This window comes from Pseudomonas oryzae (assembly GCF_900104805.1).
Lineage (GTDB): Bacteria > Pseudomonadota > Gammaproteobacteria > Pseudomonadales > Pseudomonadaceae > Geopseudomonas > Geopseudomonas oryzae.
On the sequence record NZ_LT629751.1, the window covers coordinates 1,855,693 to 1,869,631 of the forward strand.

General features: G+C 70.0%; 10 protein-coding genes. 4 read left to right on the plus strand and 6 right to left on the minus strand.

All coding sequences use genetic code 11. The features are described 5' to 3' along the window. Positions 1 to 24: 24 nt before the first annotated feature. The 3 genes from BLT78_RS08310 to BLT78_RS08320 are packed head-to-tail and all read right to left on the minus strand — an operon-like array spanning position 25 to position 1,948. The gene (locus tag BLT78_RS08310; RefSeq protein ID WP_090348524.1) at positions 25 to 1,029 is read right to left on the minus strand and encodes an ArsJ-associated glyceraldehyde-3-phosphate dehydrogenase; all 1,005 of its coding nucleotides are present in this window, start codon (positions 1,027 to 1,029) and stop codon (positions 25 to 27) included. Between the two features lie 30 nt (positions 1,030 to 1,059). Further along, a complete protein-coding gene (locus tag BLT78_RS08315; protein WP_090348525.1) occupies positions 1,060 to 1,557 on the minus strand; it encodes a phosphatase domain-containing putative toxin in 498 nt (165 codons plus the stop codon). Positions 1,558 to 1,591: 34 nt separating this feature from the next. Next, positions 1,592 to 1,948: a metalloregulator ArsR/SmtB family transcription factor gene (locus BLT78_RS08320; protein ID WP_090348526.1), complete on the minus strand. Its 357-nt coding sequence runs from the start codon at positions 1,946 to 1,948 to the stop codon at positions 1,592 to 1,594. Between the two features lie 226 nt (positions 1,949 to 2,174). Between BLT78_RS08320 and arsB the strand changes: the two genes are divergently transcribed. Further along, positions 2,175 to 3,254: an ACR3 family arsenite efflux transporter gene (gene arsB / locus BLT78_RS08325; protein ID WP_090348527.1), complete on the plus strand. Its 1,080-nt coding sequence runs from the start codon at positions 2,175 to 2,177 to the stop codon at positions 3,252 to 3,254. 14 nt (positions 3,255 to 3,268) lie between these two features. After that, entirely contained in the window at positions 3,269 to 5,032 is a 1,764-nt protein-coding gene (gene arsA, locus BLT78_RS08330) for an arsenical pump-driving ATPase (RefSeq protein ID WP_090348528.1), read from the plus strand. Positions 5,033 to 5,125: 93 nt separating this feature from the next. On the opposite strand, the gene BLT78_RS08335 is transcribed toward arsA, so the two are convergent. Further along, positions 5,126 to 5,803, minus strand: a complete 678-nt coding sequence (locus BLT78_RS08335; RefSeq protein WP_090348529.1) for a phenylalanine--tRNA ligase beta subunit-related protein — start codon at positions 5,801 to 5,803, stop codon at positions 5,126 to 5,128. Between the two features lie 347 nt (positions 5,804 to 6,150). On the opposite strand from BLT78_RS08335, the gene BLT78_RS08340 reads away from it, so the two are divergent. Further along, positions 6,151 to 7,986, plus strand: coding sequence for a sulfatase-like hydrolase/transferase (locus BLT78_RS08340; protein WP_090348530.1), 1,836 nt, complete (start codon positions 6,151 to 6,153; stop codon positions 7,984 to 7,986). A gap of 40 nt (positions 7,987 to 8,026) precedes the next feature. Here the strand turns inward: BLT78_RS08340 and BLT78_RS08345 are convergent, their stop codons facing one another. Together BLT78_RS08345 and BLT78_RS08350 are read right to left on the minus strand one after the other, a co-directional pair. Next, positions 8,027 to 9,397 (minus strand): heavy metal sensor histidine kinase, encoded by a 1,371-nt coding sequence (locus BLT78_RS08345; RefSeq protein ID WP_090352213.1) that lies wholly within the window; start codon positions 9,395 to 9,397, stop codon positions 8,027 to 8,029. Beyond that, complete coding sequence (locus tag BLT78_RS08350; RefSeq protein ID WP_090348531.1) at positions 9,397 to 10,074, minus strand: heavy metal response regulator transcription factor; 678 nt, start codon at positions 10,072 to 10,074, stop codon at positions 9,397 to 9,399. Before BLT78_RS08350 ends, BLT78_RS08345 begins: the two co-directional genes overlap by 1 nt. A gap of 199 nt (positions 10,075 to 10,273) precedes the next feature. On the opposite strand from BLT78_RS08350, the gene BLT78_RS08355 reads away from it, so the two are divergent. Continuing rightward, positions 10,274 to 13,924 carry a CHASE domain-containing protein gene (locus BLT78_RS08355; RefSeq protein WP_090348532.1) on the plus strand — a complete coding sequence of 1,217 codons (3,651 nt, stop codon included), beginning with the start codon at positions 10,274 to 10,276 and terminating at the stop codon, positions 13,922 to 13,924. Positions 13,925 to 13,939: the final 15 nt, after the last annotated feature.

Sequence of the window (13,939 nt, forward strand, 5' to 3'; positions counted from 1 at the left end):
GCCCGCCCTGCGCAAAGCGACCAGTTAGCCGGCCAGACCGACCTTGCGCGCCAGCTCGACGGTGCGATTGGCGTAGCCCCACTCGTTGTCGTACCAGGCGTAGATCTTCACCTGGGTGCCGTTGACCACCATGGTCGACAGCGCGTCGACGATCGACGAGCGCGGGTCGGTGCGGTAGTCGATCGATACCAGCGGGCGTTCCTCGTAGCCGAGGATGCCTTGCAGCGGGCCGGCGGCGGCGGCCTGGAGCAGACCGTTGACCTCCTCCACCGTGGTCGCGCGCTCCACCTCGAACACGCAGTCGGTCAGCGAAGCGTTGGCCAGCGGCACGCGCACGGCGTGGCCGTTGAGGCGGCCGCGCAGCTCGGGGAAGATCTCGGCGATGGCGGTGGCCGAACCGGTGGTGGTCGGGATCAGGCTCATCCCCGAGGCGCGGGCACGGCGCAGGTCCTTGTGCGGCTGGTCGAGGATGCTCTGGGTGTTGGTCAGGTCGTGGATGGTGGTGATCGAGCCGTGGCGGATGCCGAGCGCCTCGTGGATCACCTTGACCACCGGGGCCAAGCAGTTGGTGGTGCAGGAGGCGGCGGTGACGATGCGATGCTGCGCTGGGTCGAACAGCTGGTCGTTGACGCCCATGACGATGTTCAGCGCGCCCGCCTCCTTGACCGGCGCGCTGACCACCACGCGCTTGACCCCCTGCTCCAGGTAGGCCTGCAGCACGGCGACGGTCTTCATCTTGCCGCTGGCCTCGATCACCAGATCGCAGCCGGACCAGTCGGTGTCGGCGATGGCCTTGTTGGCGGTGACCCGGATGCGCTGACCGTCGATCACCACGCAGTCGCCGTCGCTGCTCGCCTCATGCTGCCAGCGGCCGTGCACCGAGTCGAAGTTGAGCAGATGGGCGTGGGTCGCCGCGTCGCCGGCCGGGTCGTTGATCTGCACGAACTCCAGCTCCGGCCAGCCCCAGGCGGCGCGCAGGGCCAGTCGTCCGATACGGCCGAAGCCGTTGATGCCTACCTTGATGGTCATGGTCTGGTTCTCTCCGTTTCCGCTGAAGGTTTATTCGGCGTCGAACTGGCCGAGCCAGGCGACGTGCGCCGGATGCTGGATGGCCTTGGGGCGCAGGGCCTGGACCATGGCCACCGCCTCGACGCGCGGCAGACCGCGGTCGATCAGGATGCGCGCGGCGATCAGCCCGGTACGGCCGGAACCGCCCTTGCAGTGGATGGCGATGCTGCGGCCGGCGCCGAGCAGGCCGGCGATGCGCTCGCGGGCCTGCGTCCAGGCGCTGTCGAAATCGGCCAGCGGCACCTGCTCGTCGGCCACCGGCAGGTGGAACCACTCCAGATCGCGCGCGGCGCACAGCGCCGGCAGCTCGGCGGCCTGGTTCTGCTCCAGCTCGACGGCCGGCATCAGGGTGATCAGCGCCTCGGCGCCGGCCGCCCGCAGGGTATCGAGGGCGTCAGCCACGCTGGTGTCCTTGCTGCCCGGGCAGGGAGTGAAGATCAGGCGGCCGGAGCAGCCGGGGACGCCGAGGATGTCGTAGGGATGGGACACGGTATCGTTCCTTGGGTAAATGAGGGCGACGGGCTCAGCAGCAGGCGGCGCTGCGCGCGGGCCGTTCGCCCATGGCCGCCAGGCGCGTGGTTTCCGGGCTCAGCCAGTGGCGGTTGGAGTCGAGCATCAGCCGGAGCAGGTCGTGGACCCAGTCGGGCAGGTCCGGATGCAGGCGATAGAACACCCACTGGCCCTGGCGGCGGTCGGCGAGCAGGCCGCTGCTGCGCAGCTGGGCCAGGTGGCGGGAGATCTTCGGCTGGCTCTCGCCCAGGGCGCAGACCAGCTCGCAGACGCACAGCTCGCCCTCCCGGGCGATCAGCAGGGCGATGCGCGCGCGAGTATCGTCGGCGAGGCTCTTGCACAGCAGCGGCGGGGTCAGGTGTTCGGCCATCGGAGGCACTCGCGGGCGGTCGGGATCGAAAACATATGCCAGAACGAATATCCCGTAAAGCCGTTCTGCTCGCCAACTGACCTGGATCAGCTCCGGCAGGATTTTCACCGCCGATCATGAATATTCGATTTTCCGCATGTTATGGTTCGCGCAGATTCTGCCCTGTCCCCGATGACGATCCGATGACAGGCCGCCTACACGTCGCACGAGAAGGAACCCACCCCCGATGTCCAGCCCCTGTGAAGTGGCGGCCAAGCAGGCCGCCGGCGCCCCGCTCGGCTTCTTTGAGCGCTACCTGACCCTCTGGGTGTTCCTCTGCATCGTCGCCGGCACCCTGCTCGGCCTGTCGGTGCCGGGGGCGGCCCAGGCGGTCGGTGCGCTGGAGGTGGCCCAGGTCAACATCCCGGTCGGCGTGCTGATCTGGGTGATGATCATCCCCATGCTGATGAAGATCGACTTCGGCGCGCTGCACGAGGTACGCCAGCAGAAGGCCAGCATGGGCATCACCCTGTTCGTCAACTGGGCGGTCAAGCCGTTTTCCATGGCGCTGATCGGCTGGCTGTTCGTCAAGGTGCTGTTCGCCGACGCCCTGCCGGCCGGCGAGCTGGACAGCTACATGGCCGGGCTGATCCTGCTCGGCGCCGCGCCCTGCACGGCGATGGTGTTCGTGTGGAGCAACCTGTGCAACGGCAACGCCAACTTCACCCTGACCCAGGTGGCGCTCAACGATCTGGTGATGGTGTTCGCCTTCGCGCCCATCGTCGCCCTGCTGCTCGGCGTGTCGTCGATCCCGGTGCCCTGGGACACCCTGCTGCTGTCGGTGCTGATGTACATCGTCATCCCGCTGGCCATCGCCCAGTTCTTCCGCGCCCGACTGATGAAGCGGGGGGAAGCGTCCTTCCAGGCCGCGCTGGCCAGGATCTCGCCGTTCTCCATCCTCGCCCTGCTGGCCACCCTGGTGCTGCTGTTCTCCTTCCAGGGCGAGGCCATAGTCGCGCAGCCGCTGGTCATCGGCCTGCTCGCCGTACCGATCCTGCTGCAGACCCTGTTCATCGCCGCGCTCGGCTACTGGCTCAATCGCTCGTTCCGGGTACGCCACGACGTGGCCGGCCCGTCGACCATGATCGGCGCCTCCAACTTCTTCGAGCTGGCGGTGGCGGTGGCCATCGTGCTCTATGGTTTCGATTCCGGCGCCGCGCTGGCCACGGTGGTCGGCGTGCTGATCGAGGTGCCGGTGATGCTGTGGCTGGTGCGCATGATCAACAACAGCCGCGCCTGGTACGAGCGCGGCCTGAGCCAGAAATGATGGAGGCAAGTCCCATGGAGTTTCTCGAACAACCGCCGCGCTTCCTGTTCTTCACCGGCAAGGGCGGCGTGGGCAAGACCTCGCTGGCCTGCGCCAGCGCCATCCGCTTGGCCGAAAGCGGCAAGCGGGTGCTGCTGGTGAGCACCGACCCGGCCTCCAACGTCGGCCAGGTGTTCGACATCGCCATCGGCAACCGCATCACCCCGGTGCCGGCGGTGGCCAACCTGGCGGCGCTGGAGATCGACCCGCAGGCCGCCGCCGCGGCCTACCGCGAGCGCATCGTCGGCCCGGCCCGCGGCAAGCTGGCGGAGGACGAGGTGCGCGGCATGGAGGAGCAGTTGTCCGGCGCCTGCACCACCGAGATCGCCGCCTTCGACGAGTTCACCGCGCTGCTGGTCGACTCCGCGCTGACCGCCGACTACCAGCACATCCTGTTCGACACCGCACCGACCGGCCACACCATCCGCCTGTTGCAGCTGCCCGGCGCATGGAGCGGCTTCCTCGACGCCGGCATGGGCGACGCCTCCTGCCTCGGTCCGCTGGCCGGGCTGGACAAGCAGCGCAGCCAGTACCGCGAGGCGGTCGAGGCGCTGGCCGATCCGCAGCGCACCCGCCTGGTGCTGGTGGCGCGCGCCCAGCAGGCCACCCTGCGCGAGGTGGCACGCACCCACGAGGAGCTCGCCGCCATCGGCCTGCGCCAGCAGTATCTGGTAATCAACGGCGTGCTGCCGCCGCTCGAGGCCGCGCAGGACGCCCTGGCCGCCGCCGTGTGCCAGCGCGAGCAGGCGGCGCTGGCGGCCATGCCCGAGGCACTGCGCGCGCTGCCCTGCGACCGTATCGCGCTCAAGCCGTTCAACCTGGTCGGCGTCGCGGCGCTGCGCCAGCTGCTCGACGGCGAGCCCGACGCGCACCTCGAGCCGGTGCCGCCCGCCCCCGCGCCGCAGGCGCCGAGCCTGGCCGGGCTGGTCGACGACATCGCCGCCGACGGCCATGGTCTGGTGATGCTGATGGGCAAGGGCGGCGTGGGCAAGACCACCCTCGCCGCCGCGGTGGCGGTGGAGCTGGCCCGGCGCGGCCTGCCGGTGCACCTGACCACTTCCGACCCGGCCGCGCACCTGGCCGAAACCCTCGCCGGCTCGCTGGACAACCTGACGGTGAGCCGCATCGACCCGCACGCCGAGACCGAGCGCTATCGCCAGCACGTGATGGCGACCAAGGGCGCCAGGCTCGACGAGCACGGCAAGGCGCTGCTGGCCGAGGACCTGCGCTCGCCGTGCACCGAGGAGATCGCCGTGTTCCAGGCCTTCTCGCGGATCATCCGCGAGGCGGGCCGCAAGTTCGTGGTGATGGACACCGCGCCGACCGGCCACACCCTGCTGCTGCTCGACGCCACCGGCGCCTACCACCGCGAGATCGAGCGGCAGATGAGCGGCAGCAACATGCGCTTCACCACGCCGATGATGCAGCTGCAGGATCCGCAGCAGACCAAGGTGCTGCTGGTCGCCCTGGCGGAGACCACGCCGGTGCTGGAGGCCGCCAACCTGCAGGCCGACCTGCGCCGCGCCGGCATCGAGCCCTGGGCCTGGGTGATCAACAACAGCGTCGCCGCGGCCCATACCGACTCGCCGCTGCTGCGCCAGCGGGCCTGGAGCGAGCTGCGCGAGATCGAGACGGTGGCCGACCGGCATGCCCGCCGCTACGCGGTGGTGCCGCTGCTCAGCGAGGAGCCGATCGGCGTGCGACGCCTGCTGCAGCTGTGCGGCCAGCCCGCGCGCTGAAGCCCCGCTCCGCCAGCGCGCCGAACCGGCCGGCACTGCCGAGGGGGTTGCCGTCCGGGCCGCGGCCCGGGCGAGCGATTGCGCCGACCGGGTTCAGGCGACCGCGCGCCGACGCGGCTGACGCACATTGGCGCTCTCGCCGCAGCAACAGGCCCGCAGGTCCATCTTGAGCCCCTCGGCCACCGCGTACAGGTAGTCGCTGTCGGTCTGCGCGTGGCCCTGGATCACCAGCAGCGCCGAGCGGGTCGCGGCGCTCACCGCGGTGGCCGCCGACTGCAGGTACTCCATGCGACACAGCACCTGGCCATCGCCGTCGAAGTAGGTGTACTCGCCGGCCGGCAGGCGCACCGGCGGCAGCCCGCGGCGCACCAGGAAACGCTCGCCGCCGCGACTCAGCGCCAGGCTCACCGGCAGGCGCAGGTGCTGCAGGTCGTGGGCCCAGATCGACAGACCGCTGTTCAGCGACCACTGCTGGTAGAGGTCGACCAGTGGGGAGACGGCGGGCAGGCTGCCGTGGGCCAGGTAGCGCTCGAACAGCGCCTGCGGCAGCGGCGGGAAGGCACTCGGCGTGCGCCCGATCAGCTCGCGCAGGGCATGGAAGCCCTGCTGGCCGCTCAGGCTGTGCTCGGCGTCGAAGGCGGCGCGCAGGCTGGCCAGGCGCTCCAGCAGGCGCGGCAACGGCGCCCGGTTATCCAGGCCGTGCACGCTGAACGCGATGGCCTTGAGGCCCAGGTCGGCCGGGGTATCGAGCTTGAATACGGGAATCAGCATCGCGCGCTCTCCGCTGGGGAACACTCCACACAAGTCACCTGCCGTCGCGTGCGCGGCAGCGACTCGAGGCTGCCCCTGGCGGCGATGGCAAGGGATCGCCTACACGATTTGTGCCAATTGAAATTTCCCTTCCACTTCAATGACCTGGGAATGATCGACAGCGCGCCGGGAACGACAGGCGGGGCGACAATGTCCACTTTCTGTCGCAATAGCGACCAGCGTGCGGTGGGCTGGCGGCTGCCTTAAGCCTCGATTAAGCCTGCCACGGCAGACTGAGAACCAGTTGGCATATGCCATCGATCTGGCACACTCGCCCCACCACAAGAAAACCAACAACGAGCTCCATCATGTCCCTTGCCCTTTCCCGGCGCATCGACGCCTTCTACTGGCTGCTGACCTGGCTGGCCGTCGCCCTGCATCTGGGGCGCTTCTTCGACCTCGCCGCCACCCCCCTGGTGCTCGGCTACCAGCTGGTGCTGATCGGCAGCTATGCCCTGTTGTTCATCGCCCCGGCCTGGGCCCTCAGCCGCCTGGCCGGCCGTTTCGCGCCGCGCGCCGGCACCGTGCTTGCCGTGCTGCTGGCCGGCCTGGTGCAGCTGGCGCTGTACGGCGATCACCTGCTCTGGCAGCTCTACGGCTTCCACCTCAACGGCTTCGTCTGGAACATCCTCACCACCCCGGGCGGCATCGAGGCGCTGGGCTCCTCGGCGTCCACCGAGCGCGAGGTGGCGCTGCTCGCCGCCGCCATCTTCGCCGGCCAGGGCGTACTGCGCCTGCTGGCCCGCGGCGTGGCCCGCCTGCGCCTGCCGGCGCCGCGGCTGGCCTGGGTGCTGCCACTGTTCCTGGTCGCCACCCTGGGCGAGCGGGTCAGCTACGGCGTCGGCCACTTCTACGGCTACAGCCCGGTGCTGGAGAGCGCCCAGCGCGTGCCCTTCTACCAGCCGCTGACCATGCGCCGGGTGCTGGAGAAGCAGTTCGGCCTGGAGCGCCCGCAGCGCATGGAGGTCGCCAGCGCCGAGCTGAAGGGCAAGCTGCGCTACCCGCAGGCGCCGCTGCGCATCGAGGCGCCGGCCAGGCCGCTGAACATCGTCTGGCTGGTCGCCGAATCCTGGCGCGCCGATACCCTGAATGAGCGGGTGATGCCGCAGACCCACGCCTTCGCCCAGCGCGCGCAACACTTCGTCAGCCACTTCTCCGGCGGCAACGGTACGCGCATCGGCATGTTCAGCCAGTTCTACGGCCTGCCGGCCAACCTGTGGTTCCCGGTGCTCGACGCCCGCGTCGGCAGCCCGCTGATCGACGTGCTGCAGCAGCAGGACTACCAGATCAAGCTGTTCACCAGCGCGCGCTTCAGCTATCCGGAATTCGACAAGACCCTGTTCGTCAAGGTGCCGCGCGCGCAGATGGTCGAGGACGACCAGGGGGACACCTGGGCGCGCGACCGTCGCAACGTCGACCGGCTGCTCGAGTTCGTCGACCAGCGCGACCCGGCCAAGCCGTTCATGACCTTCCTGTTCTTCGAGTCGCCGCACGCCAACTACAACTTCCCGCCCGAGTCGGTGCTCGAGCCGGACTACCTGCCGGACTTCAGCTATGCCAGCATGGACCTGTCCCGCGACATCAAGGGCATCCACAACCGCTACCTGAACGCCGTACATCATCTGGACAGCCAGCTGGCGCGGGTCACCGCGCACCTCGAGGCCAAGGGCCTGCTCGACGACACCCTGGTGGTGATCACCGGCGACCACGGCGAGGAGTTCATGGAAAAGGGCCGCTGGGGCCACAACTCCACCTTCGTCGACGAGCAGCTGCGCGTGCCGCTGGTGCTGTGGATTCCCGGCCGCGCGCCGCATCAGGAAAGCCTGCGCACCAGCCACGTCGACCTGCTGCCGACCCTGCTGCCGCTGCTCGGCGTGCACAACCCGAGCAGCGACTACGCCATCGGCCACAGCCTGTTCCAGCCGCAGAGCGACCGCCTGCTGCTGGCCGGCGACTGGGACCGCCTGGCCTTCCTCGGCGAGGAATACAAGCTGGTGCTGCCGTTCAGCAGCGGCAGCTTCGTCGGCATGGATGTCAGCCATGCCGACGACCGTCAGGTGCCCGACATCTCCAGCGTGCTGCAGAGCAAGCTGCCGCGGGTGCAGAGCGAGATGGGCAGCCTGCGCCGCTTCCTCGCCCACTGACCACCGCCCTCCCCGCGCGCCCGCCAGCCGGCGGGCGCTTTCACTGGCAGGCGGGAAAGTCCAGCTCGAAACGGGTGACGCCACCCGCCGATTCGCAGCGGATGCTGCCGCGATGGGCCTCGACGATCGAACGGGTGATCGCCAGGCCGAGGCCGGCATGGTTGCCGCCCTCGCGGCGCGCCGGGTCGGCGCGGTAGAAGCGGTCGAACAGTCGCCCCAGATGCTCGGCGGGAATGCCCGGCCCCGGGTTCTCCACCGCCAGCGTCACCTGCCCTGCCCGCTCGGCGATGCGCACGCGGATGCAGCCGCCGGTCGGCGTGTAGCGCAGCGCGTTGGCCAGCAGGTTGGACAGTGCGCGGCGCAGCATGCCGGCGTCGCCGGTGATGGTCCCCGCGCCCTCCTGCTCCAGCTCCACCCCGGCCTCCTCGCCGAGCAGGCGGTAGTAGTCGAGCAACTGCGCGGTCAGCTGCTGCAGGGCCACCGGCTGGCGCTCGGGGACGATCAGGCCGTTGTCGGCCTTGGCGAGGAACAGCATGTCGTCGATCATCCGCGCCATGCGCTTGAGGTCCTCGAGGTTGCCGTACAGCGCCTCCTGGTACTCCTCCAGGCTGCGCGCGCGGCCGAGCACCACCTCGGTGTGGGTCATCAGCTGGGTCAGCGGCGTGCGCAGCTCATGGGCGATGTCGGCGGAGAAGTTGGACAGGCGCACGAAGGATTCGTCGAGGCGCTCGAGCATGCCGTTGAACGAGGACACCAGCGGGCGCAGCTCCACCGGCAGCGCCTGCTCCGGGATGCGCTCCTTGAGCGAGCGCGCCGACACCGTGGCGGCCACCTGGGTGACCTCGCGCAGCGGGCGCAGGCCACTGCGCGCCACCAGCCAGCCCAGCCCGGCGCTGAGCAGCGCGCTGATGCCCAAGGCGATCCACAGCCAGCGCTCCAGCTCGGCGAAGAACGCCTCGTGGTGGGTGACGTCCAGCGCCAGCAGCAGGGTCAGGCCCCGCGCGCGGCCCACCAGCGGCACCCGGCTGGTCATCCCGCGCAGCAGGTGGTCGCCGTCCTGCCACAGCCACAGACTGCCGCTCGCCTCGCGCAACGCCTCGGGCAGGCTCGCCCCCTCCGGCTCGGCGAACAGCACCCGGCCATCGGCATCGAGCAGCAGCGCGCGCAGCTCCTGGTGCGCGCCGAGCAGGGCATGCAGCTGCGGGCGCACGCTGTCCAGCTCGCCGGCATCGCCCAGCGCACCGAGCACGCCCTGGGTGGCGTGCAGCTTCTCCAGCAGGGCATGACGGTCGATGCTCTCGAAGTGCTGGCGGCTGAGCTGCTGGACGACCAGGCCGGTGGCCAGCAGCACGCCGGTCAGCGCCAGCATGAACAGCACGCCGAGGCGCGCGGTGAGCGACAGGCGCTGGATCACGTCGGGGTATCCAGCAGATAGCCCATGCCGCGCACGGTGTGGATCAGCTTGGGCTCGAAGCCGTCGTCGATCTTGGCGCGCAGGCGGCGGATGGCCACCTCGATGACGTTGGTGTCGCTGTCGAAGTTCATGTCCCACACCTGCGAGGCGATCAGCGACTTGGGCAGCACCTCGCCCTGGCGGCGCAGCAGCAGCTCGAGCAGGGCGAACTCCTTGGCGGTCAGGTCGATGCGCTGGCCGCCGCGGCTGGCGCGGCGCTTGAGCAGGTCCACCTCGAGATCGGCGACCTGCAGGCGGGTCGGCACCGTGCTGGCCTGGCCGCGGCGCAGCAGGGTGCGCACCCGCGCCAGCAGCTCGGCGAAGGCGAACGGCTTGACCAGGTAGTCGTCGGCACCCAGCTCCAGGCCCTTGACCCGGTCCTCGACGCGGTCGCGCGCGGTGAGGAACAGCACCGGCAGCGCCTGCCCGGCACCGCGCAGCCGACGCAGCACCTCCCAGCCGTCCAGTCCGGGCATCATCACGTCCAGCACCAGCAGGTCGTAGTCCTCGGCCAGCGCGCACTGCAGCGCCTCGTTGCCGTTGTCGACACGCTCGACGGCGAACCCCGCCTCGCTCAGGCCCTGCTGCAGGTAGACGCCGATCTTGGGATCGTCCTCGGCCACCAGGATTTTCATGGCTTGCTCTCCTTTACCAGGCAAGCGATTGTGACGCCACGGCCCCGCCGGCGACCAGTCACTGACAGAAATGTAATCCGGCCGGCATGCGCCGACAGCCACGGCCAACCGAACTACCTTGATATGATCCACACAGATCCACTCCCCGGTCGGCGCCGTATCTCCTGGCCGGTCACCGCGCGCGAAGGGCCGTAGCCGCATGACAGACAGCAAGGAGACCATGGGCGTGGACGACAGCCCCTCCCCGATCCGCCGGCTGGAGCTGATCCGGAAAAGCCTGACCATCGCCGGCCTCTATGCCCTGGCCGGCTTTGCCGCCCTGCTGCTGACCCACAGCTCCGGCTATGCCTCGCCGATCTGGCCGGCGGCCGGCATCGCCGTCGCCGCGCTGCTCGCCTGGGGGCCGCGCTGCTGGCCGGGCGTCTGGCTCGGCAGCCTGCTGGCCCACCTGTGGCTGTATCCCTCGCTGCCGGGAGCCGGTATCGGCGCCCTGCTGGCCACGGCCACCACCCTGCAGTGCCTGCTCGCCACCGCCCTGGCGCGGCGCTACCTGGGCGGCAGCCTGATGCTGGCCGGCGACCGGGGGCTGGCGACCTGCCTGCTGGCCAGCGGCCCGCTGAGCTGCACCGTGGCCCCCACCCTCGGCAGCGCGTTGATGCTCGCCGCCGGCCGCATCGAAGCCGACAACCTGCTCAACGAGTGGCTGTTCTGGTGGACCGGCGACACCCTCGGCGTGCTGCTGTTCGCCCCGCTGGCTCGCCTGCTGTGGCCGGGCGCGCAGCCGCTGCGGATCACCGGCGTCGGCAACTACCGCTTCGCCCTGCCGCTGCTGATCACCGCCATCCTGCTGGTAGTCGGTCATCTCGGCCTGTCGCAGCTGGAGGAACTGCGCGCCCGCAGCGAGGCACGCAAGCTGATGGAGGTCATCAGCGACAGCGGCTCGCGCGAGCTGGCCGAGACGCTCTACCCGCTCATGGGCCTGGCCCACTTCATCGCCGCCAGCCAGGAGGTGACCCGCGATGAGTTCCGCTACTACACGCGCAGCTTCATCAGCCGCCCGGCGATCCTCTCGGTGGACTGGGCGCCGCGCATCACCGGCGCGCAGCGCCCCGCCCTCGAGGCCGCCGCCGCCCTGGGCGGCTTTCCGGCCTTCCGCATCAGCGATCTGGACAGCGCCGCCCGCCTGCGCCCGGCCGGCGACCGTGACGAGTACTTCCCGGTGCTGTTCAACGAACAGGTGGAGATGAGCGAAACGGTGCTCGGCCTCGACCACGCCTTCGAGCAGCCGCGACGCGAGGCCATGCGCCTGGCCCTCGACCAGGGACTGGCGATCGCCACGGACCGCATCCGCCTGGCGCGCACCCAGCGCCGCGCCTCGCTGGTGTTCATTCCGGTGCACCAGCTCGGCCAGAGCACCGACCCGGGGCCGCCGACCGGCTTCGTGGTCGGCGTGCTGGACATCGAGCAACTGTTCGCCCCCCTGCTCGCCATGGCCCGGGAAAGCCAGCTCGCCCTGCGCATCACCGACATCACCCCCGGCGCAGCGCCCAGCAACCTCATCGGCGCGCTGAGCGCGGGCACGCACAGCGACTGGCGCCACGACTTCGAGATCGGCGGACGCACCTGGCGCCTGGAGATGGAACCGGAGATGCCGCTGTGGCAGCCCGGCTCGACCACCGAGGGGCGCCTGTTCCTCGGCTTCTCGATCTTCACCGCGTTCCTCGCCGTGTTCGCCACCCTGAGCAGTGCCGAGCGGCACAGCCTGGTGTCCAGCCAGGTGGCCGTGCAGACCGCCCAGCTGCACCAGGCCGCCAGCCAGCTCGGCACCCTGAACAGCGAACTGCAGCAGCGCATCGAGGAGCGCAGCCAGGCGCTCGCCGAGCTGCATGCCAAGCAGGAAGAGATTCGCGCCGTCCTCGACCATCTGCTCGAATGCGTGATCACCATCGACAGCCGCGGCATCGTGCACAGCGTCAACCCAGCCATCGAGCCGCTGCTGGGCTACCGCCGGGAGGAACTGCTCGGACGCAGCGTATCCTGCCTGCTGACCTCGCCACAGCGCGACCAGCACAACGGCGATATCGAGCACTACCTGCGCACCGGCGATCAGCGCATCATCGGCACCACCCGCGAGGTCAGCGTGCGCCACAAGGACGGGCATGCGGTCGATCTGGAGCTGAGCGTGTCCGAGTATCGCGCCCACGGCGAGCGCTTCTTCATCGGCACCCTGCGCGACATCCGCGAGCAGCGGGCGCTGATCGCCAGCCTGACCCAGGCGCGCGAGGACGCCGAACAGGCCAGCCGCGCCAAGTCGGCCTTCCTCGCGGCGATGAGCCACGAGATCCGCACGCCGATGAACGGCGTGGTCGGCCTGATCGATGTGCTGGCCCAGGACCAGCTGTCGCCGCACCAGGCCGACCTGATCAAGGCCATCCGCGACTCCTCGGGCAACCTGCTCGGAGTGATCGACGACATCCTCGACTTCTCGAGGATCGAGGCCGGCAAACTGGAAATCGAGCACGAGCCGCTGCAACTGGCCGAACTGGTCGACAACCTGTGCAACACCCTCCGGCCACTGGCCAGCTCGCAGGGGGTGACGCTCATCCACACGCTCGCCGCGGACCTGCCGGCGTGGGTGGCCAGCGACGCGATGCGCCTGCGGCAGATCCTCTACAACCTGATCGGCAACGCCATCAAGTTCTCCGGCGGGCGCAGCGCACGGCCGGGCCGGGTGGTGGTGCAGGTCCGCACGGTCGGCCGCAAGCCGCTGCGGGTGGCCATCAGCGTCGCCGACAACGGCATCGGCATCGCCCCGGAGCATCTGGGCAACCTGTTCACCCCCTTCACCCAGGCGGAAACCTCGACCACCCGTCGCTTCGGTGGCAGCGGCCTGGGCCTGGCCATCTGCCAGCGCCTGGTGGAGCTGCTGGACGGCGAGATCCGCGTCGCCAGCACCCAGGGCAGCGGCACGCTGTTCAACGTCGAGCTGCCGCTCGAGGTGGTCGAGGCGCCGCAGGCGGCGGGACGCCCCGCTGCGGCCGGCGAGGAGCCCCTGACCCCGCTGCCGGAACCGGACGCGCCATCGCGCCGGCACATCCTGGTGGTCGAGGACGACCTGCTCAATCGCAAGGTCATCCAGCAGCAGCTCGCCCTGCTCAGCTACCGCTTCGACATGGCCGGCAACGGCGCCGAGGCGCTGGCCATGTGGCGTGCGGGCGACTACGACCTGATCCTCACCGACCTGCACATGCCGGAGATGGACGGCTACCAGCTGGCCGAGCGGATCCGCAGCGAAGAGGCCGGCCAGCGGCGCATCCCGATCCTAACGCTGACCGCCAACGCCCTGCGCGGCGAGGCCACCCGCGCGCAGGAGGCCGGCATGGACGAGTACCTGACCAAGCCGATCCGCCTGGCCACGCTGCGCGCAGCGCTGCAGCGCTGGCTGCCCGGCCCGGAGGCCGCCGCAGCGGAGACGCCGGCCTGCGCCACGGACGCAACGCCAGCGCTGCTCGACCCGACGGCGCTGGCTGCCCTGGTCGGCGAGGATCGCCAGTTGATCCGCGAGATTCTCGGCGACTACCGCAATGCGTTAGGCTCTCTGCAGGAGCAGGTGCTGCACGCCTTCACACAGGACGACCTGGCGGCCGTCGGCGCCCTCGCCCATCGCCTCAAGTCCTCGTCCCGCGCCGTCGGCGCCGCGCGCCTGGGGCAGCTGTGCGAGACACTCGAACAGGCCGTCAAGCACGGCGACCACGCCGCCCTGGAGCGCGGCATCGACGAATTCAGGTCGCTCTGCGCCGCCACCGGGGCAGGCATCGAACGGTTGTTGGAAGCCGGTGATACGGCATGAGCAGGAGGCACCCCC

Bases quoted from the DNA above. Each gene is read 5' to 3' on its own strand.
- BLT78_RS08310 (WP_090348524.1), bottom strand. From the start codon at position 1,029: ATGACCATCAAGGTAGGCATCAACGGCTTCGGCCGTATCGGACGACTG.
- BLT78_RS08320 (WP_090348526.1), bottom strand. From the start codon at position 1,948: ATGGCCGAACACCTGACCCCGCCGCTGCTGTGCAAGAGCCTCGCCGAC.
- arsB (WP_090348527.1), top strand. From the start codon at position 2,175: ATGTCCAGCCCCTGTGAAGTGGCGGCCAAGCAGGCCGCCGGCGCCCCG.
- arsA (WP_090348528.1), top strand. From the start codon at position 3,269: ATGGAGTTTCTCGAACAACCGCCGCGCTTCCTGTTCTTCACCGGCAAG.
- BLT78_RS08335 (WP_090348529.1), bottom strand. From the start codon at position 5,803: ATGCTGATTCCCGTATTCAAGCTCGATACCCCGGCCGACCTGGGCCTC.
- BLT78_RS08340 (WP_090348530.1), top strand. From the start codon at position 6,151: ATGTCCCTTGCCCTTTCCCGGCGCATCGACGCCTTCTACTGGCTGCTG.
- BLT78_RS08350 (WP_090348531.1), bottom strand. From the start codon at position 10,074: ATGAAAATCCTGGTGGCCGAGGACGATCCCAAGATCGGCGTCTACCTG.
- BLT78_RS08355 (WP_090348532.1), top strand. From the start codon at position 10,274: ATGACAGACAGCAAGGAGACCATGGGCGTGGACGACAGCCCCTCCCCG.